This window comes from Marinovum algicola (assembly GCF_900109145.1).
In the GTDB taxonomy this organism is placed as follows: Bacteria; Pseudomonadota; Alphaproteobacteria; order Rhodobacterales; family Rhodobacteraceae; genus Marinovum; species Marinovum algicola.
The window spans coordinates 100,877-126,922 of sequence record NZ_FNYY01000010.1 but is presented as its reverse complement, the minus strand read 5'-3'; the positions used below and the strand labels follow the sequence as shown (position 1 = coordinate 126,922).

The window sequence follows — 26,046 nt, the reverse complement described above, 5'->3', positions numbered from 1 at the left end:
ACCCCTCACGCGGCTGGTGTAACTGCTGGCGCATGACCCAGAGCCTGACCCTCCGCCGCCCCGACGACTGGCACCTGCATCTGCGCGACGGCGCCATGCTGCGCGCCGTCCTGCCCGAAACCACACGCCATTTCGCCCGCGCCATCATCATGCCCAATCTGGTGCCCCCGGTGGTCACCGGCGCCGATGCCGCGGCCTATCGCGACCGCATCCTGGCGGCGCTGCCCGAGGGCGCGGATTTCACCCCGCTGATGACGCTCTATCTGACCGAGGACACCGACCCGGACGACCTGGCCGCCGCCCATGCCAGCGGGCTGATCACCGCGGTCAAGCTCTACCCGGCCGGTGCGACGACGAATTCCGCCAGCGGCGTTCAGGATTTCGACAGGGTGCGTCCGGTGCTCGAACGGATGGCCGAGATCGGCTGCCCTCTCTGCGTCCATGGCGAGGTGGTCGATGCCGATATCGACATCTTCGACCGCGAGGCGGTGTTCATCGACCGGGTGCTCGACCCGATCCGCCGCGCCACCCCCGGCCTGCGGGTGGTGATGGAGCATATCACCACAAAAAACGGCGTCGATTACGTCAAGGCGAACGACCGCGACCTCGGGGCCACGATCACCACCCATCACCTGATCATCAACCGCAACCACATCCTGGTCGGTGGCATCAAGCCGCATTACTACTGCCTGCCGGTGGCCAAGCGCGAGGAACACCGCCTCGCTCTGCGCGCCGCCGCCACAAGCGGAGACGCGCGCTTCTTCCTCGGCACCGACAGCGCGCCGCATACCGACCCGAACAAGGAAAGCGCCTGCGGCTGCGCCGGCTGTTTCACCGCCACCAACACCATGGCCCTGCTCGCTCATGTCTTCGAAGAGGAAAGCGCGCTCGACAAGCTCGAAGGCTTTGCCTCGCTCAACGGCCCCGGCTTCTACGGCCTGCCGGTCAACGACGCCACGATCACCCTCACCAGGGGCGACGCCGTGACCTTCCCCGACAAGATCGAGACCGAGGACGGCCCCGTCACCGTCTTCGACCCGGGCGTTCCGGTGCATTGGCATGTCGCCTGATCTTCTTCTCTTTCCAAATACGCAATCCACCGCCTGCCACAGCAACGGACCCTCGCCATGATCCCCTCGACCTATCCCGCCAAGGAAGAAATCGCCCGCCTGACCGCCCGCATGCTGCTGGAAATCGGCGCGGTGAATTTCAACACCGACGCGCCCTATACCCTGGCTTCCGGCCTGCCCTCGCCGAGCTACATCGACTGCCGCAAGCTGATCTCCTTTCCGCGCATCCGGTCGACGCTGATGGACTTCCTCGCCGTCACGGTGATGCGCGAGGCCGGTTTCGAGGCCTTCGACAATATCGCCGGCGGCGAGACGGCCGGCATCCCCTTTGCCGCGCTGGTGGCCGAGCGCATGGCGCTGCCGATGACCTATGTGCGCAAGAAGCCCAAGGGCTACGGCCGCAACGCCCGGATCGAAGGTGCGATGTCCGAAGGCGAGCGGGTGCTGCTGGTCGAGGACCTGACAACCGACGGCGGCTCCAAGCTGTCGTTTGTCGATGCGATCCGCGAGACCGGCGCCAGCTGCGGCCATACGGCGGTGATCTTCTATTACGACATCTTCCCCGAGACCGAGAAGACGCTGGGCGATCACGGTGTCGCGCTGCACCATCTCTGCACCTGGTGGGACGTGCTGGCCGAGGCCAGGCGCCAGGGCAAATTCGCCGCCGAAACGCTGACGGAGGTCGAGACCTTCCTGAACGATCCACGTAAGTGGCAGGAAGCCAACAAGAAATAAATCCACCTGTGGACGGCTGGGGAAAACCCGGCCGCGACTCACCGGTACATTCAACATTTGGCAGAACGCCTGTAATCGGCTACCATATGAGCCGAGGCAAAAGCGATGTGACCTAAGGTCACAAAAGTTATCCCTGCGGGGTATCCACAGCGTTATCCAGATGGATTGGTGGCCCCGGTTTGGCTAGAACTGGGCACCATGGGGCAAAGACGAGAGCGGGCACAATGAACGAGATCACAACGATCAATCCCACAGGCGTGGAGATTCAATCCGAAGAGACAATGCCGCATTCGATCGAGGCCGAGCAGCAGCTTCTGGGGGCAATTCTCACCAACAACGACGTCTACGACCGCATCGCCTCGATCATCGGCGCGCGGCATTTCTACGAACCGGTGCATGCGCGGATATTCGACATCGCCGCCGCCCGCATCGCCAAGAACAACCTGGCCTCGCCGGTCACGCTCAAGGCCTTCATGGAAGATGACGAAGGCCTTCAGGAGCTGGGCGGCGCCGCCTATCTGGTGCGGCTGGCGGGCGCGGCGGTCAGCGCCTTTGCGGTGCGCGACTATGCGCAGATGATCTATGACCTCGCGGTGCGCCGCGACCTGATCGGGCTGGGCCGCGACATCTCGGCCAAGGCAGCGCGGGTCGATGTGGCGTCAGAGCCGCGCGAACAGATCGTCGAGGCCGAGCAGAAGCTCTACAAGCTGGCCGAACAGGGCCAGACCGAGGGCGGCTTTCAATCCTTTCTCAAGGCGGTGACCGATGCGGTCAATGTGGCCAATGCCGCCTATCAGCGCGAAGGCGGGCTGGCGGGCCTCTCGACCGGGCTGATCGACATGGACAAGAAGCTGGGCGGGTTGCACCCTTCGGATCTTCTGATCCTGGCCGGGCGGCCCTCGATGGGCAAGACCTCGCTGGCCACCAACATCGCCTTCAATGTGGCCAAGGCCTACAAGCGCGGCCTGCGTCCCGATGGCAGCGAAGGCGCGATCGACGGCGGCGTGGTGGGCTTCTTCTCGCTCGAGATGAGCGCCGAGCAGCTGGCCGGCCGTATTCTCGCCGAAGCCTCCGAGATCTCCAGCCACAAGATCCGCCAGGGCGACATGACCGAAGAGGAATTCCGCCGCTTCGTCGATGCCGCCAAGGCGCTCGAGGCCTGCCCGCTTTATATCGACGACACGCCGTCGATTCCGATCTCGCAGCTTGCCGCCCGTGCCCGGCGGCTCAAGCGGACCCATGGGCTCGACCTTCTGATCATCGACTACCTGCAACTCGCGCGCGGCACCGCCGACAACCGGGTGCAGGAGATCGCCGAGATCTCGATGGGCCTGAAAGCCATCGCCAAGGAGCTGAACATTCCCGTGGTCGCGCTGTCGCAGCTCTCGCGTCAGGTGGAAAGTCGCGAGGACAAGCGGCCGCAGCTGTCGGACCTGCGGGAATCGGGCTCGATCGAACAGGATGCCGACGTGGTGATGTTCGTGTTCCGCGAGGAATATTACAAGGAACGGGAAAAACCCGGCGATCACGAACTCGACAAGATGGCGGAATGGCAGGAGGCCATGTCACGCCTGCACGCCAAGGCCGAGGTCATCATCGGCAAGCAGCGTCACGGCCCGATCGGCACCGTCGAGCTGAGCTTTGAAAGCCAGTTCACCCGTTTCGGCAACCTCGTCAAACCCTGGCAACAGGACGGCGGCGGCCAGAACTTCTAGAACTTTCGGAGCCGCGGCAGAGGCCGGGGCTTCCAGGAATAATCGAGCGAGGGCAGGTTTGCGGGTCGGACAGGGCAAGGTCCGGCCCGCAGTCATTCCGAGGCCCGCCGCCGCCCCTTGGCGGAGAGCCGCGAATGCACGCGGCGGTTCTGAATTCCCCCTTGACCTCGGGCACGCGCCGCCCGACTAAGCCCGCATGGCACAGGCGAAACTGACAATCGATCTCGACGCGCTGCGCAGCAATTGGCGCGCGCTCGACGCCCGCTCCGAGGGCGAAACGGCGGCAGTGGTCAAGGCCGACGGTTATGGTCTTGGTGCGCCCCGCGTGGCGCGTGCGCTGGCCCGCGCCGGGGCCCGCCGGTTCTTCGTGGCGCTGGCCGAGGAAGGCGCCGCCCTGCGCGAGGCGCTGGGTCCGGGGCCTGAGATCTGCGTCTTTTCCGGGCATATGCCGGGCGATACCGACATGATCAACGATCTGTCGCTGGTGCCGATGATCAACAACATCGACCAGATGCTGCGCCACGTCGAGGCCCTGCCCGGCGCGCCCTTCGGCATTCAACTCGACACCGGCATGAATCGGCTGGGCATGGAGCCTGCCGAATGGGCCGCGCTGCGTGACATCGCCCTGGCCCAGAACCCGGTGCTGGTGATGAGCCATCTGGCCTGCGCCGATGATGCGGCACATCCGATGAACGCGCGACAGTTGCAGGCCTTTCGCGAGATGACCGATGGCATCGATGTGCCGCGTTCGCTGGCGGCGACGGGCGGCATTCACCTCGGGCCGGACTATCACTTCGACCTGACCCGCCCCGGCGTCGGGCTTTATGGCGGGCTGCCCTTTGTCGATGCGACGCCGGTGGTGACGCTCGAGGTGCCGGTGATCCAGGTCCGCGAGCTGGAGCCGGGCGAGACCGTGGGCTATGGCAACAGCTTCACCGCCAGCCGTCCCAGCCGCATCGCCACGATTTCCGCCGGCTACGGCGACGGCATCCTCCGAGGCATGGGACCCAGGGCCAGCCTGATGGCGGGCGAGACGCGCTGCCCGGTCGCGGGGCGGATCTCGATGGATCTGATCGGCGTCGACGTGACCGATGCGCCGGAGTTGCCCGACAGGCTCGAGCTTCTTGGCCAGCACCAATCGATCGATACGCTGGCCGGATGGGCCGACACCATCGGCTATGAAATCCTGACCTCGCTGGGCGCGCGGCTGAGCCGGGTCTATCGCGGCGAATGAGCGGTCTGCTGTCCCCTGTCGCGGCGCTGGGACGCAGCATGCTGGCGCTTCTGGCCTATGTCGGACGGGTGGCGATCTTTGCCGGCGCGACGGTGGCCCATGTCTTCCGGCCCCCCTGGTACTGGCGCGAGTTCGGCTGGGCGCTGATGCAGATCGGCTGGCTGTCGCTGCCGGTGGTGGGGATGACGGCGCTGTTTACCGGCGGCGCGCTGGCCTTGCAGATCTATGACGGCGGCGCGCGATTCCAGGCCGAATTCGCCGTACCCTCGATCGTCGCCATCGGCATGGTGCGCGAGCTGGGCCCGGTGCTGGGCGGGCTGATGGTGGCGGCGCGGGTGGCGTCGTCGATTGCCGCCGAAATCGGCACCATGAAGGTGACCGAACAGATCGACGCGCTGGTGACGCTGTCGACCCATCCGATGAAATACCTCACCGTGCCGCGCGTGGTGGCGGCGACGCTGGCGGTTCCGGTGCTGGTGGCGGTGGGCGACAGCATCGGCATTCTCGGCGGCTACCTCGTTGGGGTGACGCGGCTCGATTTCAACGCCGCCGCCTACCTCAAGAACACCTTCGACTTTCTCGAGCTCTGGGACGTGACCTCGGGGCTGATCAAGGGCGCGGTCTTTGGCTTTATCGTCGCGCTCTGCGGCTGTTACTTCGGCATGAATTCGGGCCGTGGCGCCCAGGGCGTCGGCCGGGCGACGAAATCGGCCGTGGTCACCGCCTCGGTGCTGATCTTTGCCGCCAACTACATCCTGACCGAGGTGTTTTTCGCGGCATGATCACCCTCACCCACGTGCATAAATCCTTTGGTGACAACCACGTTCTGCGCGGCGTCAGCCTGCATGTGCCCAAGGGCCAGTCGATGGTGATCATCGGCGGCTCGGGCACCGGCAAGTCGGTGACGATCAAATCGGTGCTCGGGCTGGTCGAACCCGACAGCGGCCGGATCGAGGTCGATGGACGCGAGGTGCACGAAGGCGACCGCGATGCCTTTCTGGCGCGCTTCGGCATGCTGTTTCAGGGCGGCGCACTGTTCGACAGCCTGCCGGTCTGGCAGAACGTCGCCTTTCGCCTGCTGCGCGGCGCGCTCAAGCGGCCGAAAGAAGAGGCGCGCGAGATCGCCATCGACAAGCTGCGCCGGGTCGGGCTGCGCGCCGCAGTGGCCGATCTTTTCCCCTCTGAACTCTCCGGCGGCATGCAGAAACGCGTCGGCCTCGCCCGCGCCATCGCCGCCGATCCCGAGATCATCTTTTTCGACGAGCCAACCACCGGTCTCGATCCGATCATGGCCGGCGTCATCAACGAGCTGATCCGCGAGATCGTCACCGAAATGGGCGCAACGACCATGACCATCACCCATGACATGACCTCGGTGCGCACTATCGCCGACCGGGTGGCGATGCTGCATGACGGGGTGATCCAGTGGGAAGGCCCGATTTCCGAGATGGACGGCGCCGACGATCCCTATCTGGCTCAATTCATCCGTGGCCGCGCCGACGGCCCGATCGAGGCGGTGCGATGACCTTTCTGCAACCGAGCCCGGCAGTGATGGCGCTGCTGAGCCTTCAGACCTTTCTCTATCTGCCGCTGCTGGCGATCTTGGCTGCGTGTCGCACCGGCGCCGCGCGCGGCCCGAGCCGCTGGCTCGGGCTGGCCAGCCTGGCGCTGGCGCTGATGGGCATGGCGGCGCATTTCGGCCCGCCGCTGCTCAATCTCTACACCGGGCCGCTGCCCCGGCTGGCGACGCTGATGACCAAGCCGGCGGGGGGCATGATGCTGCCGCTGATCGCCTCTGTGCCGCTGCTGGCCTCCGGCTTTGTCGCCGGGCGGGCATGGAAATGGGTCGACTGGGCGCATGTCGTGCTGCTGGCGGTGCTGCTGGGGCTTTGGGGATATACGCGGTTTTATTGAATGCGGCGCCTGCGGAGAATGAAATCCGGCCTGCGGCGCAGGTGCGCGGCCGTGCGGAGACATGACAAGATGCGCTGGATCAACCTGTCCTTGCTGGTGCTCTTTCCGGTGGCCTGGTTCGCGCCTCTGATGCAGGCCGGGCTGCTGCCGCTTTTCGGGCTGGAACGGATCAGCGTCATCACCGGGCTTCAGGCGCTGTGGTCGAGCGACGTGGTGCTGGCGCTGGTGGTTACGCTCTTTGCGCTTTTCGCCCCCTACCTCAAGACCATTGGCCTGGCGCTGGTGCATTTCGGGCTGGCCGACCCGCGGCTCTTGCCGGCGCTGACCCTGCTGGGCAAGCTGGCGATGGCGGATGTCTTTCTGATCGCGCTCTACATCACGGTGATCAAGGGAATCGGCGTCGGGCGAATCGAGACGCTCTGGGGACTGTATCTCTTTACCCTGTGCATTCTGACGTCGATTGGCTGCTCAATTCTCACAAAGCGTAACGAATCGAAATATTGATCACAGCAGATCGGCAAAGGTTGACCGACAATCAAATACTTCTAGGTCGAAAAGTCGCAGGCCTGCATACTCCTCTGGGCCGCCCATTTTCAGATCCTAGGGGGATCATATGCGCAATTTTCACACTGCCCTGCGGCTGGCCGCCGTAGTTTTCCAAATGATTTTCATGGCCTTTTATGCCGTGGCCGGCATCGGCCTGCTCGGGTTTACAATCGCGAGTGCCATGGGACAAGCCTCCTGGCTGACCCTGCCCATCCAGTTCGGCAGCAATCCGCCGGTCGATCTAGGCTGGATTGTCCAGATTGCCTTGACAGCCATGGTGCTTGGCCTGGTCGTCTATCTGCCATCCAATCAGCGCATCTTGCGCCTGGAGAACAGCCATCGTCGTTTTTCTATCAACATGCAGGATGTCGCCCGCGCCTATGACGCCGTCCACAAGGCCGACCGCGCCGGCGTCTTCGAGCTCAAGTCGGAATTCGACGCGGTTCGCGAACGCATGATCTTTCTTCGCAACCACCCCGATCTGAACGTGCTCGAGACCGATCTTCTCGAGGTGGCGGCCCAGATGGGCGCGATCAGCCACGAATTGGCCGAGGTCTATTCCGACGAAAAGGTCGATCGGGCCCGCGCCTTCCTCGCGCAGCGCCAGCAAGAGGTGAAGATGATCGAAGAGCGGCTCGACGAGGCCAAGGTGATCGCCAACGACATCCACAACTGGGCGATGCGGGTCGAGATCGAGGAAGATATCGCCCGCTCCGAGATCCAGCGGCTGTCGGAGCTTCTGTCCGACGTGATGCCGGAACTCGACCTGCCCGAAGGCGCCGACCTGCGGCAGGCCAGCCGGATGGCGAATGGCCGGATGATCGAACTCGCCGGGCGCCAGGCCGCCGAATAGCTCAGGATCGACTTGGCAAGGCGTCTGTCCTCGGGCATGACGCCTTATGGCCAAGACGAAAGCAACCTTTTCCTGCACCGCCTGCGGCAATGTCACCACCAAATGGTCGGGGCGCTGCGAAGCCTGCGGCGAATGGAACTCGATTTCCGAGGACAGCGGCATATCCGCCGGCCCGGCGGGAAAATCCCTGGGCGACGCCCGTGGCCGCGCCGTGGCGCTGTCGGACCTCTCGACCGAAGAGACACCCCCGCCCCGCACCCATTCCGGCATGGACGAGCTGGACCGGGTGCTGGGCGGCGGGCTGGTTCCGGCCAGCGCCATCCTCGTCGGCGGCGATCCCGGCATCGGCAAATCGACCCTGCTGTTGCAGGCCGCCGCGCGCTTTGCGGGCGCCGGGCTGAAAACCGTCTACATCTCGGGCGAAGAGGCCAGCGCACAGGTGCGGATGCGGGCGCAGCGGCTGGGGCTGACCCAGGCCGAGGTGCGGCTCGGCGCCGAGACCAACCTGCGCGATATCCTGACCACGCTCGATCAGGAGCGGCCGCAACTCGCGATCATCGATTCGATCCAGACCATGTGGGCCGACAACGTGGGCTCTGCCCCGGGCTCGGTGTCTCAGGTGCGGGCGGCGGCGCATGAGCTGACCTCCTTCGCCAAGCGCAAGGGCATGTCGGTGATCCTGGTCGGCCATGTGACCAAGGACGGCCAGATCGCCGGCCCCCGGGTGGTCGAGCACATGGTCGACACCGTGCTCTATTTCGAAGGCGAGCGCGGGCATCAGTTCCGCATCCTGCGCGCGGTCAAGAACCGGTTCGGCCCGGCGGATGAGATCGGCGTCTTCGAGATGACCGGCAGCGGCTTGCAGGAGGTACTCAACCCCTCGGCGCTGTTTCTCAGCGAACGCGGCACCCCGGCCCCCGGCTCGGTGGTGTTCTCCGGCATCGAAGGCACGCGGCCGGTACTGGTCGAGATGCAGGCGCTGGTCGCGCCGACGCCGCATGCCCAGGCGCGGCGCTCGGTCGTCGGGTGGGACGGCTCGCGGCTGGCGATGATTCTCGCGGTGCTCGAGGCGCGTTGCGGCATCCCCTTTGCCGGGCTCGACGTCTACCTCAATGTCGCCGGCGGCATGAAGGTCAGCGAACCGGCGGCGGATCTGGCCGTCGCGGCGGCATTGCTTTCCGCGCGCGAAGATGCGGCATTGCCGCCGGAAACGGTGGTTTTCGGCGAAATCAGCCTATCTGGTGCCCTGCGCCCGGTGGGTCAGAGCGAAAACAGGTTGAAAGAAGCGGCCAAACTTGGTTTTACATCCGCGATCGTGCCCGAGGGCGGCAAGATGTCGGGCAACGGCGGCCTCTCGCTCAACCGCATGGCCGATCTGACCGCATTCGTGGGCGAAACGTTTGGTGCCGGGTAAGCGGCACCGCCAAGGGCAGTGAAGGGCAGGACATGGAAGGTTTTACACTGGTTGACGGCATTGTGGCCGTTGTCATCGTGCTATCCGCGCTGCTGGCCTATTCGCGCGGCCTTGTGCGCGAAACCATGGCGATTGCCGGCTGGGTCGCCGCCGCGATCCTCGCCTTCATCTTTGCCCCGCAGGTCGATCCGCTGGTCAAGGAAATTCCCGTGCTCGGCGATTTCATCCGCGACAGCTGCGAACTGAGCATCATCACCGCCTTTGCCGTGGTCTTTGCCGGAGCGCTGGTGGTTGTCTCGCTCTTTACGCCGCTGTTTTCCTCGATCGTCCAGCGCTCGGCGCTTGGCGGACTGGATCAGGGGCTCGGTTTTCTCTTTGGCGTGGCACGCGGCATTCTGTTGGTAGCGATCGCCTTTTTTGTCTACGAGACGGTGATCACCAGCCAGGACATCGCGATGATCGACGATTCGCGCTCGGCGCAGGTCTTCGGCCGGATGACCGACGCCATCGAAGAGCGCAATCCCGAGCAGGCGCTGGGCTGGGTCACCACGCAATACGAAGAGCTTGTCGGCGTCTGCGACGCCCCGGCCGAGTAAGCCCGCCCATCCTCGCCCGCACGATCCGGGACAGCGGCTGTTCCCGCAGCTGGTCCTGATCGGGCGGCCTGTGGCTCTCTCTTGGGCGCTAAGGACGGTGCTGGGTGCCGCAACGTAAGGTGCTCGCACGCCAGTTTTGCACAAGTCCGTCATAGTTCCGTGACATGTGCGCCATGAGGGCTTAAGTAACCCCCGTAAGCCACAACGGATTCGGAGCCACCCCTTGGCCGACGCCCAGATGCCCCCCGCCCACCCTTTCGATGACGACAAACTCAAAGAAGAATGCGGCGTTTTCGGCGTTGTCGGAGTAACCGACGCCGCCAATTTCGTGGCGCTCGGCCTGCACGCGCTTCAGCATCGTGGCCAGGAAGCCGGGGGGATCGTCTCGTATCACCCCGATCACGGCTTCAACTCGGCCCGTCGCTTCGGCTATGTGCGCGACAACTTCACCAAGCAATCGCTGATGGAAACGCTGCCCGGCGATCTCGCCATCGGTCATGTGCGCTATTCCACCGCCGGATCGAAAGGCCAGACCGCGATCCGCGATGTGCAGCCGTTCTTTGGCGAGTTCTCGATGGGCGGCGCCGCGATCGCCCACAACGGCAATATCACCAATGCCGATGCGCTGCGGCGCGAGCTGATCGAGCGCGGCTCGATCTTTCAGTCTTCGTCGGACAGCGAATGCATCATCCATCTGATGGCCCGCTCGCTGCAACGCCGGGTGCCGGAACGGATGCAGGACGCGCTGCGCCGGGTCGAAGGCGCCTTTTCCGTCGTGGCGATGACCCGCACCAAGCTGATCGGCGTGCGTGATCCGCTGGGCGTGCGCCCGCTGGTGCTGGGCAAGATCGGCGACGAGGGCTATGCGCTCAGCTCCGAGACCTGCGCGCTCGACATCATCGGCGCCGAACTGGTGCGCGAGGTCGAACCCGGCGAAATGGTGGTGATCGAGGGTGGCAAGGTGCACTCACACCGGCCTTTCGCCCCCGCAGGTTCGCGCTTCTGCATCTTCGAACATGTCTATTTCTCGCGTCCCGATTCCATCCTCGGCGGCCGCTCGGTCTATGAGACCCGTCGCCAGATCGGCGTCGAACTGGCCCGCGAAGCCCCGGTCGAGGCCGATCTCGTCTGCCCGGTGCCCGACAGCGGCACTCCGGCGGCGATCGGTTTCGCGCATGAGAGCGGCATTCCCTACGGCATGGGCATCATCCGCAACCAGTACATGGGCCGCACCTTCATCGAGCCGACCGAGCAGATCCGCAACATGGGCGTGCGGCTCAAGCTCAACGTCAACCGCGCGCTGATCGAAGGCAAGCGGGTGATCCTGGTCGACGACTCGGTCGTGCGCGGCACGACCAGCCGCAAGATCAAGGAAATGATCCTCGATGCCGGCGCCAAGGAGGTGCATTTCCGCATCGCCTCGCCGCCTACCGCCTGGCCGTGCTTCTACGGGGTCGATACCCCGCAGCGCGAAAAACTGCTGGCCGCGACCATGAGCGAAGACGAGATGCGCGATCACCTGGCGGTCGATTCGCTGAAGTTCATCTCGCTCGACGGCCTTTACCGCGCGGTGGGTGAGGCCGAGGGCCGCAACAAGGCCTGTCCGCAGTATTGCGACGCCTGTTTCTCGGGCGAATATCCGGTCACGCCGGCGGATATGATCGAAAAAGGCTTTGAAATGAAGGCGGCGGAATAACTTCGGGGCAATCCCGCCGGACGCGAAACGCGACCGAGTGCCGCAACAAGCCGTAATCTGCCGCCCCGGTCGCGCATCGGGGCGTCATTCTGCCGATGATCTTTCGGTCACTTTCCCTATCCCACCGAACTGCATAGATGCCTTTCGCAGCATCGCAGTGCGACCACCTGCTCGATAGGTTTGCGGTGCTTTTACGTATGGGGAAAGCCACATGGCACAGACTGTCAAAATCACACCAGAAACCCGGGCAGCGGCGACGCAGAAAGCCGAACTGCCGATGACCGAAACCGTTCTGCTCGGCACGCTGACATCGCAATCCGGCACCAAGGCCATCCTGCGCAACGGCTTTGGCGGCGTCTCCACGGTCAGCGTCGGAGAACATATCAATGGCGGCGAAGTCACCGCGATCCGCGATGGCGAGGTCTACATCTCGCAAGACGGGCGTGGCATCAAGCTGACCATTCCCGGCTCCTGACCGGCCGCGATCCGTCCGGGACATGGCGGCGCCCCGAGCGGGGCCGCCATTTTCCGGCGACGCCCGCTTGACCTTCGCGCCGAACCGCACCAAACCCGGGCGCATGACCGAGAAAACCGCCCTGATCACCGGCGCCTCCCGCGGGCTTGGCGCCGCGCTGGCCGAAGCGCTGGCGCCGACGCATCACATCATCGCCGTGGCCCGCACCACCGGCGCGCTCGAAGAGCTTGACGACCGGATCCAGGCCAGAGGCCATAGCGCCACCCTGGCGCCGATGGACATCACCACCGAGGCCGCCATGGCGCAGCTCTGTCGGGGCATCCATGACCGCTGGGGCAAACTCGACCTCTGGTGCCACACCGCGGTGCATGCCGCGCCGCTGACGCCGGCCGATCACCTCGACATGAAGGACTGGCAGAAAAGCATAGAGGTCAATGTCACCGCGCTGGGCCGGTTGATCCCCTTTATCGCGCCCCTGCTGGGCACCGAGGGGCAGGCCGTGTTCTTCGACGATCCGCGCGCCGGGCAGAAATTCTTTGCCTCCTACGGCGCCACCAAGGCGGCGCAGATCGCACTGGCGCGCAGCTGGCAGTCAGAAACCGAGCTCATGGGCCCCAAGGTGCATGTGCTGGAGCCGGCGCAGATGCCAAGCGGCACCCGGGCACGGTTCTTTCCCGGTCAGGATGCCGGCGAACTGGCCCGCCCGCGGGACGAGGCGGCCCGGGTCCTGGCGACGCTGGGGCTGGGCTGAGACCAGCCCCGCCAGCATGGTAAATCGGCACCGGTCCGGGGACGGATCGGCCCTGCCCCGGCTTGCCCCGGGGCCCCTGCTCCACTAAGCAGAAGCGAGTTGTTCCCTGGGGTATTCATGCGCATTCTCATCACCAATGACGACGGCATCAACGCATCGGGCCTGAAGGTTCTGCATCAGATCGCCACCGAGATCGCAGGCCCCGACGGCGAGGTCTGGACCGTGGCCCCGGCCTTCGAGCAATCGGGTGTGGCGCATTGCATCTCTTACACCCATCCCTTCATGGTCTCGGAAATGGGCAGGCGCCGCTATGCCGCCGAGGGCAGCCCGGCAGATTGCGTCATGGTCGGCCTGCACGACGTGATGAAGGACAACAGGCCCGACCTTGTGCTCTCGGGCGTGAACCGCGGCAACAATTCGGCCGAGAACGCGCTTTATTCCGGCACTCTGGGCGGCGCGCTCGAGGCCGCGCTTCAGGGGCTTCCGGCGATGGCGCTGTCGCAATACTATGGCCCCGAGAACCGAGACCTCGACGATCCTTTCGAAGCCGCGCGCCAGCATGGCGCCGATGTCGTCCGCCGGGTGCTCAAGGCGCGCCTGGCCAATCCCTCGGCCTATCAGCTGTTCTACAATATCAACTTTCCGCCGGTCTCGGCCAAGAGCGTCAAGGGCACCCGCGCCACGCCGCAGGGCCTGCGCGAGAACACCGCCTTTAGCGTCGAACCGCAGCTCTCGCCCTCGGGCCGGCGGTTCTTCTGGATCCGCGGCGGCGACCAGCGCGCCCCGGTGGCAGCCAACAGCGACGCCGGCGTCAATCTCGACGGCTATATCTCGGTCACCCCGATGCGCGCCGATCTGACCGCGCCGGATGCGCTCGAGGCGTTGCGGGGCGTACTGGAATGAGCCCCGAAGCCGAACGCAAGATGCAGTTCCTCTATGCCGTCCGTTCCAAGGGCGTGACCGACCGGCGGGTGCTGATGGCGATGGAAAAGATCGACCGCGCCGATTTCATCCAGGGCTTCTTTTCCGAACGCGCCTATGAGGACATGCCCCTGCCGATCGCCTGCGGCCAGACCATCAGCCAGCCCTCGGTGGTGGGGCTGATGACCCAGGCGCTCGACGTGCAGCCGCGCGACACCGTGCTCGAGGTCGGCACCGGCTCCGGCTATCAGGCGGCGATCCTGAGCCAACTGGCGCGACGCATCTACACCGTCGACCGCCACAAGCGGCTGGTGCAGGGGGCGCGGGCGGTGTTCGACAAGCTCGACCTGGCCAATATCACCGCCTTCACCGCCGACGGCTCCTTTGGCCTGCCCGATCAGGCCCCGTTTGACCGCATCCTCGTCACCGCCGCCGCCGAAGACCCGCCCGGGCCGCTTCTGGCGCAGCTGCGGGTGGGTGGTGTCATGGTGCTGCCGGTGGGCCAATCGGACGCCGTACAGCGCCTGATCCGCGTAAAACGCGGGCCGGAGGGCTTTGAATACGACGAATTGCGCGCCGTGCGCTTTGTGCCGCTGGTCGAAGGGCTTGGGCGTGACACGTGAACGGTGTATAGAAATGTTAACGTCAAATCCGGGCCAACCGGACGAAGTTTGAGGGATATCGAGATGTGGAGTTTTCCGCCCCGCTTTCCGGTGATCATGGCTGGCTCGGCGCTGGCCGTTCTGGCGGGCTGTGAGAGCCTGCCCAACGATTTTGATCTGCGCGGCAAGATCGGCGACAGCCGGTATGACACGTCCGAAGCGGCGCGCAATGCCACAGCGAACCGGCCAAGTCCCGACGATCGCGGGATTATTTCCTATCCCAATTATCAGGTCGCGGTGGCCCGGCGCGGCGATACCCTGGGCGGACTGGCCGGACGCATCGGCATGAACGTGGCCGATCTGGCGCGGTTCAACGGCATGCGGCCCGACGACAGCCTGCGCGCCGGAGAGGTCATCGCCCTGCCCTACAAGGTCGATGAACCCGCCGCAGGCCCGATCCGCCCCGCCTCCGAGGCGCGCGACCTCACTGCGATTGCCGGTGCCGCCATCGACAATGCCGCCGCCACGCCGGTGCAGACAAGCGAACTTCCGCCGGTCCAGACCGGCACCGAGCCGGTGCGCCACCAGGTCGCGCGCGGCGAGACCGCCTTTACCATTTCGCGGCTCTACAATGTCTCGGTGCGCTCTCTGGCCGAGTGGAACGGTCTCGACCAGGAATTTACCGTGCGCGAGGGGCAATTCCTGCTGATCCCCACCGTGCGCGAAACGGCCGCCGTCGCCGAGCCCGAACCGCTGGAGACCTCCGAACCCGGCCAGGGCTCGCCCACGCCGACCCCGCCGAGCGCCGCCAAGCCGCTGCCCGCCGCGACGCCGGTCGCCGCCGCAACGCCGGTGCCGACGCCGCCTTCGCCCGATCTCGGCAAGGAGCAGACCAAGACCCCGGCCAAGGCGACACGGATGCAGATGCCGGTCAGCGGCTCGGTGATCCGCGAATACGCCAAGGGCCGCAACGACGGCATCGACATCGCCGCCAGCGCCGGAACCCCGGTCAAGGCCGCCGAAGCCGGCACCGTGGCCGCAATCACCGCCAGCGCCGACCAGGTGCCGATCGTGGTGGTGAAACATGCCGACAACGTGCTGACCGTCTATGCCAATGTCGATGGGATCACCGTCAAGAAGGGCGACAGCGTCAGCCGCGGCCAGACCCTAGGCAAGGTGGCGGCGGGCGATCCGGCCTATCTGCACTTCGAAGTGCGCGAAGGTTTCGAAAGCGTCGACCCCCTGCCCTACGTCCGCTGATCCGAGGTCCGCTTCTTGAGGCGGGAGGCCCCGGGTCAAGCCCGGGGCGGGCTGATTGTGGTCGGCTCGCGGCGGTGGGCCGCTATGGCCACAAGATCTGTAAAGCACTCGTCATGCGAGCACAGAGCGTGTCACGCACCGGCCGCTGTTGCTGCGTCGAGACCCGGCATCGGAGCCGGGCCAGCGGCGACCCGCGGGATGCCGCTGCGACGCTGGCAATGGCCACGCTTTATGGCAGCCCAGCCCGTAGAACACCTGATCAATGCACTTGGAGCGGCCAAAGCGGCAGCCCGATGGGGCGGGCCGCCGCTGACCCGGCGGGCTGCGCCCTTGTTCCGGGCCCGGCAGGATGCGAGCGTGTCGAATAGGACTTTGCCGCGCGGTGGTGCCGCCCAATCGGATCCGGCCCAGGCGAGCCGCCAGCCTCAGCTCAGCGCCACACCCCTGCGGCCTGCGAGGTCGGTAAAGAACTGCCAGGCCACCCGGCCGGACCGACCGCCGCGGGTCGCCTGCCATTCGACCGCCTCGGCGCGCAGCTCCGCGCTGTCCATCTCCAGACCATAGGCCGCGCAATAGCCGCCGATCATCGTCAGGTATTCGTCCTGGGTACAGGGATGGAACCCCAGCCAGAGACCAAAGCGGTCCGACAGCGAAACCTTTTCCTCGGTCGCCTCCGACGGGCTGATCGCCGACGACCGTTCGTTCTCGATCATGTCGCGCGGCATCAGGTGGCGGCGGTTCGAGGTGGCGTAGAACACCACATTGTCGGGCCGGCCCTCGATGCCGCCGTCCAGCACCGCCTTGAGCGACTTGTAGTGCTGGTCGTCATGGCTGAACGACAGGTCGTCGCAGAACAGCACAAAGCGCTCCTTGCGGCCGCGCAGGAGCCCCAGCAACCGCCCCACCGACGGCAGGTCCTCGCGTTGCAGCTCGACGATCTTGAGCCCCTCGCCCTGGCGCAGAACCTCGGCGTGCACCGCCTTGACCAGCGAGGATTTCCCCATGCCCCGCGCGCCCCAGAGCAGCGCATTGTTGGCCGGCAGGCCGCGCGCGAACTGCAAGGTATTGGCCAGCAGGGTGTCCCGCGCCCGGTCGACACCGATCAAAAGCGCGATGTCCACCCGGCTGACCTCTGGCACCGGTTGCAGCCGATCCGGCTCCACATGCCAGAGAAAGGCCTCGGCGGCGGTGAAATCAGGCGCGTCCAGAGGTGCGGGCGCCATCCGCTCCAGCGCGGCGGCGATACGTTTCAAAGCTTTACTCATTAACTCTTGTCCGGTTTTCCAAGATCATCTTCGTCCTCGTCGAATTCCGACATCAGCGGATCATCGGCAAGGTCTTCGCTCTCTTCTTCATCCTCGAACCACAGGCCCTGTGCGCGCAGATCGGCCTCGCGCTTGCGGTCGACCCGGCGCACCAGGAAGATCGACACCTCGTAGAGCCCGTACACCACCACGAAAAGGATCACCTGGGTGATCACATCGGGCGGTGTCACCAGCGCTGCCAGCACCAGGATGCCGACAACCGCATATTTGCGCACCGCGCCCAGGCCCTCGGCATTGACCAGCCCGGCCTTGCCCATCAGCGTCAGCAGGACCGGGAGTTGAAAGCAGAGGCCGAAAGCGACGATGAACTTGATCGTCAGGTTCAGGTACTCCTGTGCCGAGCCCTGGAAGACCACCGACAGCCCCTGCTCGATCTCTTCGCCGACCACCGCCTCGCCTTCGGCGCCGAACTGCTGGAAGCCGAGGAAGAAGTCATAGGCCAGCGGCGTCACCACGTAGAAGGCAAAGGCGGCGCCGAGGAAGAACATGAACGGCGAGGCGATCAGGAATGGCAGGAAGGCGCCTTTTTCCGACTTGTAGAGCCCCGGCGCAACAAAGCGCCACAACTGGTTGGCAATAAAGGGAAACCCCAGGATGAAGCCCCCCAGGAACGAGACCTTGATCGCCACGAAGAAACCTTCCTGCGGCGAAATGAAGATCAGGTCGCAATCCTGCCCGCGCTCGGCCAGCACCTGGCAGAGCGGATCGGTCAGGAAGTTGAAGATCGGCGTGGCCACGGTGAAACAGATCACCATGCCGATCAGAAAATAGACCACGCAGCGGATCAGCCGCGTGCGCAGTTCCGCCAGATGCTCGATCAGCGGGGCCGAGCTGTCTTCGATCTCGTCGCTATGGCTCATCAAAGGTCTTTCGTGTCCTTGGCCGGCTGGTCGGCCGCCGCTTCCGCTGCCTCGGCGGCCTTGATCGCCTCATCCGCCTCGCGCCGCTTGCGTTCCGCCGCGGCCCGCGCGGTGGCGGCCTGGATCTTTCTGGCCTGTGCGTCGCGCTTGGCGCTTTCGGCGTCGTCGGGCTTGGGCGCGCTGGACGTATTGTCGCCCTTGGAGCCGCCGGTCTTCTTGCCGTTTTCCAGATCGCCCAGCGGATCGGCCACCTGCCGCGCCGCATCCTTGACCCCGTCCATCGCCGATTTCATCGGGTTGGTCGCGGTGTGGATGGTCTTCTTGATGTCGCTCACCCCGGCTTCGTCGGCGGCCTCGTTCATGGCGCGGCTGAATTCGCGCGCCATGCCGCGGGCGCGGCCCACGAACTCTCCCGCGCGGCGGAACAGCACGGGCAGGTCCTTAGGGCCGACGACGATCAGCGCCACCACCCCGATGACCAGAAGCTCGGTCCAGCCAAGGTCGAACATCTGCGGTTAAACCTTGTCTTTTTCGTCGTTCGGGGTGACGTCCTTGGCGCTGTCGCCGGTCTTGTCATCGAGTTCGTCACTCTCTTCGCTGCCGTCCTTCACGCCTTTCTTGAACGCGGTGATGCCTTTGCCCACCTCGCCCATCAGCGACGAAATCTTGCCGCGCCCGAAAAGCACCAGCACCACGACGGCAATCAGAAGAAGGCCGGGAAGGCCGATATTGTTCAGCATGGGTTCTGTCTCCACATCTCGCGCCCGCGCCAGCCGCGCGGCCTCTCGCTGCCTTGCATAAAGCCTTCGCCCCCGCCCTGAAAGTGGCAAAACACCCTATTCCGGGGCGCGGGGCGTGGCAATTTCGGGCGCATTTTGACATAGGATTGTCAAGTGACAGATTATTGTCAGTAATGGGCAAAAACTGGGGGCGAATCACGCGATGAAACGGGCCGACCGGCTGTACCGGCTGATGGAGCGTCTGAAGGATGGCTCGCTGCACCGCGCCGAAGATCTGGCGCGCGAACTCGGGGTCTCGGTGCGCACGATCTACCGCGACATGGACACGCTGATCGAAAGCGGAGTGCCGGTGATCGGCGAGCGGGGCCTGGGCTATTCGGCGCAGGCGGCGATCACCCTGCCGCCGATCAACCTCACCGATGCCGAGCTCGAGGCGCTTCATCTGGGGCTGGCGGTTGTCGCGCGCTCCGGCGGGGACGGGATGGAAGAGGCCGCCCGCGCGCTGATGGCCAAGATCGACGCGCTGCTGCCCGAGGATCACGCCGCACCGACGCAATTTGCCTTTGCCGCCTACCCCTTCGAGGCGGCGGCGCGCGGCTTTCGCCACATGCCGGCCTTTCGGGCGGCGATCCGCGCCCGGCAGAAGCTGCGGATCACGCTGAGCGACGGCACGCGGCACGACCTGCGGCCGCTGGAGCTGCGTTATTGGGGGCGGATCTGGGCCTGCGTCGGATGGAGCGAGAGCGCAGGTGATTTCACCAGTTTCCGCATCGACCAGATCGAGGCGCTGGCGCCCCTGCCCGGCCTCTTTGTCGAGGAGCCGGGCAAGAGGCTACAGGATTATCACGCGCGTCCGGGCCGTTAGGGCTTGCGACGCGGCGGCTGGTTGCCGCCCTTGCGAGGGCCTGCGGATTTGCCCGGCGGGGTGAAGCGCTTGGAGGTGTCCGAGGCATTGGCGCGCGGCTTGGCCGGCTTGCCCGGCCCTTTGCCGCCGGGAACACGGCCCGCCAAGGCCTTGCCCGGCGCCGGTTTTCCGGCCGGTTTGCCGCCGGGCTTGCCGCCCGGCTTGAACGGTTTTCCCGGCTTGTCGCCACGGTGTTTCGGCGCCTTGTCGAAATCGCGCGGCTTGTCGTCACGGCGCGGCGCATCCGCCGATTTGCCGCGTTTCTTCGCCGGGGCATGGGTTTCGGGATCGACGGGTTTGTAGGGTTTCGGCGCCGGGCGCGGCTTCGGTGCCTCGTCCCGCGTCGGGCGCGGCGCGTCGAAGTCGCGCTTTGGGCGCGGCCCGTCGAAATCGCGTTTCGGGCGCGGTTTGCCCGACCCGCGGTCATCGCGTGGCGGGCGCGGACCTTGCGGCGGCGCCTCGGCCGGACGCACGGTGATATTCTCGTCAAGCACGTTGCCCGCGCCGAGATTGGTCAGGAAGCCGGGTGCCACGGCTTCGGTCAGCTCGACGAAGGTCTCGTTCTGCTGCACCCGGATGGCGCCGATCGCGTCCTTGTCGAGCCCGCCGGCGCGGCAAAGCAGCGGCAGAATCCAGCGCGCCTCGGCCCGGTCATCGCGGCCCACCGAGAGCGCGACCCAGGTGCTGGGACCGAAGGGCTTGCGCTCCTTGCGCTCGGGGCGGGTGTTGGGATCGGAAAGGTCTTCGGGCGCGGAATAGCGCGACCGCGCCAGCCGCAGATAGGCGGCGGCGATCACTTCGGGACTGTGCAGATCCAGCAGGCGGGCGGCGAAATCAGCCTCGTCGGGCTTGATCTCCTCGGCCCAGGTCGGATCGGCCAGAAGCCGCTCTTCGTCGCGGCGCAGGATCTCGTCGGCGCCAGGGGCCTCGGTCCATTCGGCGGTGACCTTGGCCATCTTGAGCAGACGCTCGGCCTTCTTCGTCACCTTCGGCGGCACGATCAGCGCCGAGACGCCCTTGCGCCCGGCGCGGCCGGTGCGGCCCGAGCGGTGCAGCAGGTTTTCGTAGTTCGACGGCAGCTCGGCATGCACCACCAGTTCGAGATTGGGCAGGTCGATGCCGCGCGCCGCCACGTCGGTGGCGACGCAGACCCGGGCCCGCCCGTCCCGCATCGCCTGAAGCGCATGGGTGCGCTCGCTCTGGCTCAGCTCGCCCGACAGGCAGACCACGGAAAAGCCGCGGTTGGCAAAGCGCGCGGTCAGCCGGTTCACCGTGGCGCGGGTATTGGCAAAGACGATGGCGTTCTGGGCGTCGTGATAGCGCAGCACGTTGATGATGGCGTTTTCCGCATCCTGCGGCGCCACCCGCAGCGCCTGATAGGCGATATCGGCGTGCTGGCCCTTTTCCGCCAGGGTGGTGACGCGCACGGCGTCGCGCTGGTAATTCTGCGCCAGCTTGACGATCATCGGCGGCACCGTGGCCGAGAACAGCAACGTGCGGCGCTCTTCCGGCGCCTCGCCCAGCATGAATTCGAGATCCTCGCGGAAGCCGAGGTCGAGCATCTCGTCGGCCTCGTCCAGAACCACCGCGCGCAGGTCGCCCATCTCGAGCGAGCCGCGCTGGATGTGGTCGCGCAGCCGGCCCGGGGTGCCGACGACGATATGCGCGCCGCGCTCCAGCGTGCGGCGTTCGTCGCGCATGTCCATGCCGCCGACACAGGTTGCCATCCGCACACCGGCCTTTTCATACAGCCAGGTCAGCTCGCGGCTGACCTGAAAGGCCAATTCGCGGGTCGGCGCGATGATCAGCGCCAACGGCGCCGCGGCGGGACCAAAGCGGCCCGTCTCGTCCAGCAGCGTCGGACCGATGGCGAGGCCGAAGCCCACCGTCTTGCCCGAGCCGGTCTGGGCCGAAACGAGAAGGTCGGAACTGGCCAGCTCCGGGTCGGTGACTGCCGTCTGCACCGGGGTCAACGTGTCATAGCCACGCTCGGCAAGCGCATCGGACAGGGTCTGGATCATGTGGAAAACCGTTCTGAGTGGCGGGCGGCAGGGTGCCAGCCCATCTGCCCCGAAGGACAGGTTGCGAAGCCGCCCGCCTAGCGCAAAGCGCGGCGGATGTACATGGTCAATTGCCCCTGGCGCGATCTGTCGCAGCGGGGGTCAGCCGACGCGGGGAAAGACGAAACAGCGGTCGCGGCGGATCGTGAGCCAGAGCGGCGTGCCTTTCTTGGGCAGAAAGACATTGGGCACCGTGGCGCGCAGGCTGGTGTCGTCGTGGTCCATGCGGAACTCGACAAGGCTTTCCTTGCCCATGAAGCGGGCGCGTTCCACCACGCCGCGCGCCGCCACGCCCCGTTCGGCGGTGGGATGCGGGCCCTGGCCCGCGCGATCAAAGTCGATGCCGACGTGCTGCGGCCGAAAGACGATCTCGACCTGGGCGCCGTCCGGCAGGCCGGGCGCCAGGAAATCGCCGAACGGCGTATCCACCAAAGCTCCGTGAACTTCGCTCTCGATCACGTTGACATCGCTAAAGAAAGCCACCGCTGCCTTGTCCTTGGGCGCGCGGTAGATATTGTAGGGCGCGCCCTGCTGCACGATCCTGCCGTCGCGCATCAGCGCGATCTCGTCGGCCATGCGCATCGCCTCTTCCGGCTCATGGGTGACCAGCAGGACGGCAGTATCCTCTTCCTTGAGCACCGCCAGGGTTTCGTCGCGGATGCCGTCGCGCAACCGGTTGTCGAGGCCGGAAAACGGCTCGTCCATCAGCATGATCTTGGGCTGCGGGGCCAGCGCGCGGGCCAGCGCCACGCGCTGCTGTTCGCCGCCCGAAAGCTCATGCGGATAGCTGTCGATGAACCGCTCCAGACCGACCTTGGCCAGCATCTCTTCGGCCCGTGCGCGCGCCACCGCGCCGCGCTCGGTCAGGCCGAAAGACACGTTGCGCCCCACCGTCAGATGCGGAAACAGCGCGAAATCCTGAAACATCAGCCCGATCGAGCGGCGTTCGGGCGGCACCCGGAACAGGGTGTCGCAGATCAGCTCGCCGTCGACATAGATCTCGCCCGCGTCCTGCATGTCGACCCCGGCGATCATCCGCAGTGTCGTCGATTTTCCGCAGCCCGACGGCCCGAGCAGGCAGGTCACCTGCCCCGGCTGGATCGAGAGCGAAACATCGTCGACCACCCGGCGCCCCTCGAAATTGCGGACGAGGTTGCGGATTTCCAGGCGCGGCGGAGGGAGGGTCTGCTTGGTCTCGGGCGGCAAGGGGGCCTCTCGCGTTTCCCGATCAAAACAATCGGCTTCGGCGTGAGATAACAACCCCGGCCCCGCCCTGCAAGGTCAGTCCAGCAAGGTGAATTCGGCCTCGGCCACCAGACGGCCATTGACCTGAAGCCCGAGCCGCTGCCCCCCGGGAAAGAGCCGGAAGGTGGTGGCATCCCATTTCAGCCGGTGCCGCTTGCGCAGGGTCAGCGGCGCGCCGGCGGAAAGCGCGGCCTGTTTCAGCTTGAACACCTTGGGCGCGAGCCGGCCATCGGCCTTGCGAAACGAGATCACGTAATCGACCAGCACCGGCACGTCCTCGGGCGCGGTCAGCGAGACGTCGAACTCCAGCGGATCGCCCCGGGCAATCCGCTGGGCCGCCAGCGACAACTGCGCCGTGACCGGCGCATCGGCGCGGTAGCCCAGCAGCTCCAGCGCGCCGGGATGGCCCTGCTTGATCAGCGTGCGCAGGGCATGGCGGGTGATCCAGGTCAGCTCTTTCGGGGTTTGCCGGGCCTCGGCCCGCCAGGCGGCAAGCCGCGCGATCACCACCTCGGGCGCGAGTTTGGCGATGTCGTTCATGTGGTTGGCCACCGAGCGGGTGACATAGCGCGCGGGATCAGCGTGCAGCCTGTCCAGCAGCGGCAGCGGCGCCAGCGGATCGAGCGTGATCGCCCGCGCCCAGGGCAGCCGGGCGCGCGTGCCTTCGCTGACCAGGCGGCGCACATGATAATTGTCGTCCTCCGCCCAGAGCGCGAGCTGCGCCATGGTCTCTTCCGGCCAGCGGTTGAGAAAGGGGCGGATGTAGAACTCCATCGAGAACCGCTGCGTCGCCGCGTAAAGCAGATCAAGCGCGCGGTCGCGGTGATCCTCGAGCCCGTGGCGCACTGCCAGGATGCCGGGAACCGCGTGGATGAAGCGGCCGAAATCGTCATCGCGCAACGCCGGGTCGAGCGGTGGCGGCATGGCGGCGGTGAGCTGATCGGCCATGGTGGGAAAATCGCCGGCGAGCTGCGCCTCGATCCCGTCGGCCAAGGCCTCGAGCCGATGCAGCAGCCCCAGCTCGGGCAGTTGCGGCAGCACCGTCGCCAGAAACCGCTCCGCGTCAAAGCCCGGAACCCCGACGGCGAACTCCTCGGCCAATTGGCCGAGGGTCGCCGCGTTGAACAGATGATCGCGGAGCGAGAAGGCCTCGCTCATAGCGTGGCGTTGACCCCGCCACCGTCGAGCAGCAGGTTCTGGCCAACGATAAAGCCGGCATGGGTCGAGCAGAGGAAGGCGCAGGCGGCGCCGAATTCCTCGGCGGTGCCGTAGCGGCCGGCCGGAATGGTCTTGCAGCGCTGCGCCTTGGCCTCGTCGGTCGAGATGCCCTGTTGCTTGGAAACGCCCTCGTCCAGCGCCTTGGCGCGGTCGGTGGCGTGGATGCCCGGCAGAAGGTTGTTGATCGTCACGCCGCTGCCCGCCACCTGCCGCGAGGTGCCGGCGACAAAACCGGTCAGCCCGGCCCGGGCCGAATTCGACAGCCCCAGCACCGGGATCGGCGCCTTGACCGATTGCGAGGTGATGTTGACGACGCGGCCCCAGCCGCGATCCATCATGCCCGGCACCAGCGCCTGGATCATCGCGATCGGCGCCAGCATGTTGCCGTCGAGCGCCTTGATGAAATCCTCGCGGTCCCAGTCCTGCCACATGCCCGGCGGCGGGCCGCCGGCATTGTTGACCAGGATGTCGGTGTCGCCCGCCGCGTCGAGCACCTTGGCCCGGCCCTCTTCGGTGGTGATGTCGGCGGCCACCGCGGTGACATCGACGCCATGCGCCGCGCGGATCGCCTCGGCGGTGTCCTCCAGCGCCTCCGCGCCCCGTGCGTTGATCACCAGATGCGCGCCCGCCTCGGCCAGCGCCATGGCGCAACCGCGCCCAAGGCCCTTTGAGGCGGCGCAAACCACTGCACGTTTGCCGGCAATGCCCAGATCCATGATATATCTCCTTGTTCTGCTTCGCTTCTGTCCCGGGTTGCCCTAGTATCCTCGATCAGGGGCCCGTGCCGGGAAATCGCCCGCCACTTTTCCCAGTGGTGCCACAATCGGCGGCCAGAGTAAGCCCCAGAACTGGATTTTTCCGCCCGAAACGGGCAATCGGAGAGTGGCATGGCACGCGGCACGACCCAGACGCTATCGGTGTATCAGGCCGGCGACCTGACGGTCGTCGACGGCGCCAATCTGGGCGACGATCTGGGATGTGCCGAGGATCTTCAGCATGACGATGTCTATCACCTGCGCGAAGGGGCCCTGCGATCCGATCTGCGGCTTCGCCAGAGCGGGCCCCGCAGCCTGCAACTGGCCGAAGGCAGCCGACTGGGCCGGGCCGGGTGCAATGTCTTTGTCGATTGCTGCATCACCTTCATGTGCAACGATGGCGACACGCTCGATCTGATCGTGCTGGTCGAGGTGGATGCCGAGGGGCTGGTTGCCGCGACCTATGGCTTGCCGCTGGGCCAGCTCCGCGCCAAGACCGATTACCGCATCATCGGCCTCGATTTCACCACGCCCGAGCGGCGCTTTGCCGAAGTCGCCTGCGTGTCCTTCACCCATGGCACGATGATCACCATGGCCAGCGGCGCCCAGAAGCCGGTCGAGGAGCTGGCCGAGGGCGACATGGTTCTGACCCGCGATGACGGCGCGCAGCCGCTGCGCTGGGTCGGCCAGTCCACCACGCGCGCCACCGGCGAAGGGGCCCCGATCCTGATCCGGGCGGGCACGCTCAACAATGCCGGCGATCTGCTGGTCAGCCCCGATCACCGGCTGTTTGTCTACCAGCGCCACGATCACATGGGTGCCGGCCGCTCCGAGGTTCTGGTCAAGGCGCGCCATCTGATCAATGGCGACAGCGTGCGCCGGATCGAAGGCGGATTTGTCGAGTATTTCCAGCTTTTGTTCGACGATCACCAGATCATCTATGCCGAGGGCATCGCCGCCGAGACGCTGCTGGTCGACACCCGCACCCGCGCCGCGCTGCCGCAGGCGCTGGACGACAAGCTGCGCTCTGCCCTGCCCGCCCACGACAGCCGGCTGCGCAGCGAGTTCGAGCTAAGCGAAAACCTGGCCTGCCGGCCCGACGCTGCCGAACTTCTGCGCCGCGCCTCGACCCGGTAGCCGCAGAAACTATCGCGGCC

Annotated in this window: 27 protein-coding genes; 19 read left to right on the top strand and 8 right to left on the bottom strand. The window is 66.0% G+C overall.

The genetic code is table 11. The features are described from left to right. Positions 1 to 32 precede the first annotated feature (32 nt). From pyrC to BMW90_RS14680, 17 genes are all read left to right on the top strand, one after another. On the top strand, positions 33 to 1,070 hold the full coding sequence (gene pyrC, locus BMW90_RS14760; RefSeq protein ID WP_074837244.1) for a dihydroorotase: 1,038 nt from the start codon (positions 33 to 35) through the stop codon (positions 1,068 to 1,070). A 57-nt stretch (positions 1,071 to 1,127) separates the two neighbouring features. After that, entirely contained in the window at positions 1,128 to 1,805 is a 678-nt protein-coding gene (locus tag BMW90_RS14755; RefSeq protein WP_074837243.1) for an orotate phosphoribosyltransferase, read from the top strand. A gap of 224 nt (positions 1,806 to 2,029) precedes the next feature. Beyond that, a complete protein-coding gene (locus BMW90_RS14750) occupies positions 2,030 to 3,520 on the top strand; it encodes a replicative DNA helicase (RefSeq protein WP_048532259.1) in 1,491 nt (496 codons plus the stop codon). A gap of 196 nt (positions 3,521 to 3,716) precedes the next feature. Next, on the top strand, positions 3,717 to 4,754 hold the full coding sequence (alr, locus tag BMW90_RS14745) for an alanine racemase (protein ID WP_048532260.1): 1,038 nt from the start codon (positions 3,717 to 3,719) through the stop codon (positions 4,752 to 4,754). Beyond that, complete coding sequence (locus BMW90_RS14740; protein ID WP_139211390.1) at positions 4,751 to 5,536, top strand: MlaE family ABC transporter permease; 786 nt, start codon at positions 4,751 to 4,753, stop codon at positions 5,534 to 5,536. Before alr ends, BMW90_RS14740 begins: the two co-directional genes overlap by 4 nt. Continuing rightward, positions 5,533 to 6,279, top strand: coding sequence for an ABC transporter ATP-binding protein (locus BMW90_RS14735; RefSeq protein WP_074837242.1), 747 nt, complete (start codon positions 5,533 to 5,535; stop codon positions 6,277 to 6,279). Before BMW90_RS14740 ends, BMW90_RS14735 begins: the two co-directional genes overlap by 4 nt. Next, complete coding sequence (locus BMW90_RS14730; protein ID WP_074837241.1) at positions 6,276 to 6,668, top strand: hypothetical protein; 393 nt, start codon at positions 6,276 to 6,278, stop codon at positions 6,666 to 6,668. The genes BMW90_RS14735 and BMW90_RS14730 overlap by 4 nt, the downstream gene beginning before the upstream one ends. A gap of 69 nt (positions 6,669 to 6,737) precedes the next feature. Continuing rightward, on the top strand, positions 6,738 to 7,172 hold the full coding sequence (locus BMW90_RS14725) for a paraquat-inducible protein A (protein WP_048533857.1): 435 nt from the start codon (positions 6,738 to 6,740) through the stop codon (positions 7,170 to 7,172). Positions 7,173 to 7,281: 109 nt separating this feature from the next. Continuing rightward, positions 7,282 to 8,067 (top strand): hypothetical protein, encoded by a 786-nt coding sequence (locus tag BMW90_RS14720; protein ID WP_074837240.1) that lies wholly within the window; start codon positions 7,282 to 7,284, stop codon positions 8,065 to 8,067. 46 nt (positions 8,068 to 8,113) lie between these two features. After that, positions 8,114 to 9,481: a DNA repair protein RadA gene (gene radA / locus BMW90_RS14715; RefSeq protein WP_074837239.1), complete on the top strand. Its 1,368-nt coding sequence runs from the start codon at positions 8,114 to 8,116 to the stop codon at positions 9,479 to 9,481. Between the two features lie 32 nt (positions 9,482 to 9,513). Further along, positions 9,514 to 10,077 (top strand): CvpA family protein, encoded by a 564-nt coding sequence (locus BMW90_RS14710; protein WP_048532264.1) that lies wholly within the window; start codon positions 9,514 to 9,516, stop codon positions 10,075 to 10,077. A gap of 238 nt (positions 10,078 to 10,315) precedes the next feature. Next, the gene (purF, locus tag BMW90_RS14705) at positions 10,316 to 11,773 is read left to right on the top strand and encodes an amidophosphoribosyltransferase (protein ID WP_048533861.1); all 1,458 of its coding nucleotides are present in this window, start codon (positions 10,316 to 10,318) and stop codon (positions 11,771 to 11,773) included. Positions 11,774 to 11,984: 211 nt separating this feature from the next. Next, the gene (locus BMW90_RS14700; protein WP_048532265.1) at positions 11,985 to 12,248 is read left to right on the top strand and encodes a hypothetical protein; all 264 of its coding nucleotides are present in this window, start codon (positions 11,985 to 11,987) and stop codon (positions 12,246 to 12,248) included. A 103-nt stretch (positions 12,249 to 12,351) separates the two neighbouring features. After that, on the top strand, positions 12,352 to 12,999 hold the full coding sequence (locus BMW90_RS14695; protein ID WP_074837293.1) for an SDR family NAD(P)-dependent oxidoreductase: 648 nt from the start codon (positions 12,352 to 12,354) through the stop codon (positions 12,997 to 12,999). Positions 13,000 to 13,116: 117 nt separating this feature from the next. Further along, a complete protein-coding gene (surE, locus tag BMW90_RS14690; protein WP_074837238.1) occupies positions 13,117 to 13,902 on the top strand; it encodes a 5'/3'-nucleotidase SurE in 786 nt (261 codons plus the stop codon). Then, the gene (locus tag BMW90_RS14685) at positions 13,899 to 14,543 is read left to right on the top strand and encodes a protein-L-isoaspartate(D-aspartate) O-methyltransferase (RefSeq protein WP_048532267.1); all 645 of its coding nucleotides are present in this window, start codon (positions 13,899 to 13,901) and stop codon (positions 14,541 to 14,543) included. The genes surE and BMW90_RS14685 overlap by 4 nt, the downstream gene beginning before the upstream one ends. A gap of 63 nt (positions 14,544 to 14,606) precedes the next feature. Further along, on the top strand, positions 14,607 to 15,782 hold the full coding sequence (locus BMW90_RS14680) for a peptidoglycan DD-metalloendopeptidase family protein (protein WP_048532268.1): 1,176 nt from the start codon (positions 14,607 to 14,609) through the stop codon (positions 15,780 to 15,782). Positions 15,783 to 16,207: 425 nt separating this feature from the next. On the opposite strand, the gene BMW90_RS14675 is transcribed toward BMW90_RS14680, so the two are convergent. The 4 genes from BMW90_RS14675 to BMW90_RS14660 are packed head-to-tail and all read right to left on the bottom strand — an operon-like array spanning position 16,208 to position 18,707. After that, complete coding sequence (locus BMW90_RS14675; RefSeq protein ID WP_074837237.1) at positions 16,208 to 17,047, bottom strand: ATP-binding protein; 840 nt, start codon at positions 17,045 to 17,047, stop codon at positions 16,208 to 16,210. After that, complete coding sequence (gene tatC, locus BMW90_RS14670) at positions 17,047 to 17,967, bottom strand: twin-arginine translocase subunit TatC (protein ID WP_048532270.1); 921 nt, start codon at positions 17,965 to 17,967, stop codon at positions 17,047 to 17,049. The genes BMW90_RS14675 and tatC overlap by 1 nt, the downstream gene beginning before the upstream one ends. After that, entirely contained in the window at positions 17,967 to 18,476 is a 510-nt protein-coding gene (gene tatB, locus BMW90_RS14665) for a Sec-independent protein translocase protein TatB (RefSeq protein WP_048532271.1), read from the bottom strand. The genes tatC and tatB overlap by 1 nt, the downstream gene beginning before the upstream one ends. A gap of 6 nt (positions 18,477 to 18,482) precedes the next feature. Beyond that, on the bottom strand, positions 18,483 to 18,707 hold the full coding sequence (locus BMW90_RS14660; protein WP_048532272.1) for a twin-arginine translocase TatA/TatE family subunit: 225 nt from the start codon (positions 18,705 to 18,707) through the stop codon (positions 18,483 to 18,485). A 202-nt stretch (positions 18,708 to 18,909) separates the two neighbouring features. Here BMW90_RS14660 and BMW90_RS14655 point away from each other — a divergent pair, with 202 nt between their 5' ends. Further along, on the top strand, positions 18,910 to 19,572 hold the full coding sequence (locus tag BMW90_RS14655; RefSeq protein WP_048532273.1) for a helix-turn-helix transcriptional regulator: 663 nt from the start codon (positions 18,910 to 18,912) through the stop codon (positions 19,570 to 19,572). On the opposite strand, the gene BMW90_RS14650 is transcribed toward BMW90_RS14655, so the two are convergent. The 4 genes from BMW90_RS14650 to BMW90_RS14635 all read right to left on the bottom strand — a co-directional run bounded on the left by BMW90_RS14650 (position 19,569) and on the right by BMW90_RS14635 (position 24,850). After that, the gene (locus BMW90_RS14650) at positions 19,569 to 21,632 is read right to left on the bottom strand and encodes a DEAD/DEAH box helicase (RefSeq protein WP_074837236.1); all 2,064 of its coding nucleotides are present in this window, start codon (positions 21,630 to 21,632) and stop codon (positions 19,569 to 19,571) included. The genes BMW90_RS14655 and BMW90_RS14650 overlap by 4 nt on opposite strands. A gap of 141 nt (positions 21,633 to 21,773) precedes the next feature. Then, entirely contained in the window at positions 21,774 to 22,877 is a 1,104-nt protein-coding gene (locus BMW90_RS14645; protein ID WP_048532275.1) for an ABC transporter ATP-binding protein, read from the bottom strand. 75 nt (positions 22,878 to 22,952) lie between these two features. Beyond that, positions 22,953 to 24,074 (bottom strand): hypothetical protein, encoded by a 1,122-nt coding sequence (locus BMW90_RS14640; protein WP_074837235.1) that lies wholly within the window; start codon positions 24,072 to 24,074, stop codon positions 22,953 to 22,955. Continuing rightward, a complete protein-coding gene (locus tag BMW90_RS14635) occupies positions 24,071 to 24,850 on the bottom strand; it encodes an SDR family oxidoreductase (RefSeq protein WP_074837234.1) in 780 nt (259 codons plus the stop codon). Before BMW90_RS14635 ends, BMW90_RS14640 begins: the two co-directional genes overlap by 4 nt. Positions 24,851 to 25,021: 171 nt before the next feature. Here BMW90_RS14635 and BMW90_RS14630 point away from each other — a divergent pair, with 171 nt between their 5' ends. After that, positions 25,022 to 26,026 carry a Hint domain-containing protein gene (locus tag BMW90_RS14630; RefSeq protein ID WP_048532278.1) on the top strand — a complete coding sequence of 335 codons (1,005 nt, stop codon included), beginning with the start codon at positions 25,022 to 25,024 and terminating at the stop codon, positions 26,024 to 26,026. Positions 26,027 to 26,046 lie beyond the last annotated feature (20 nt).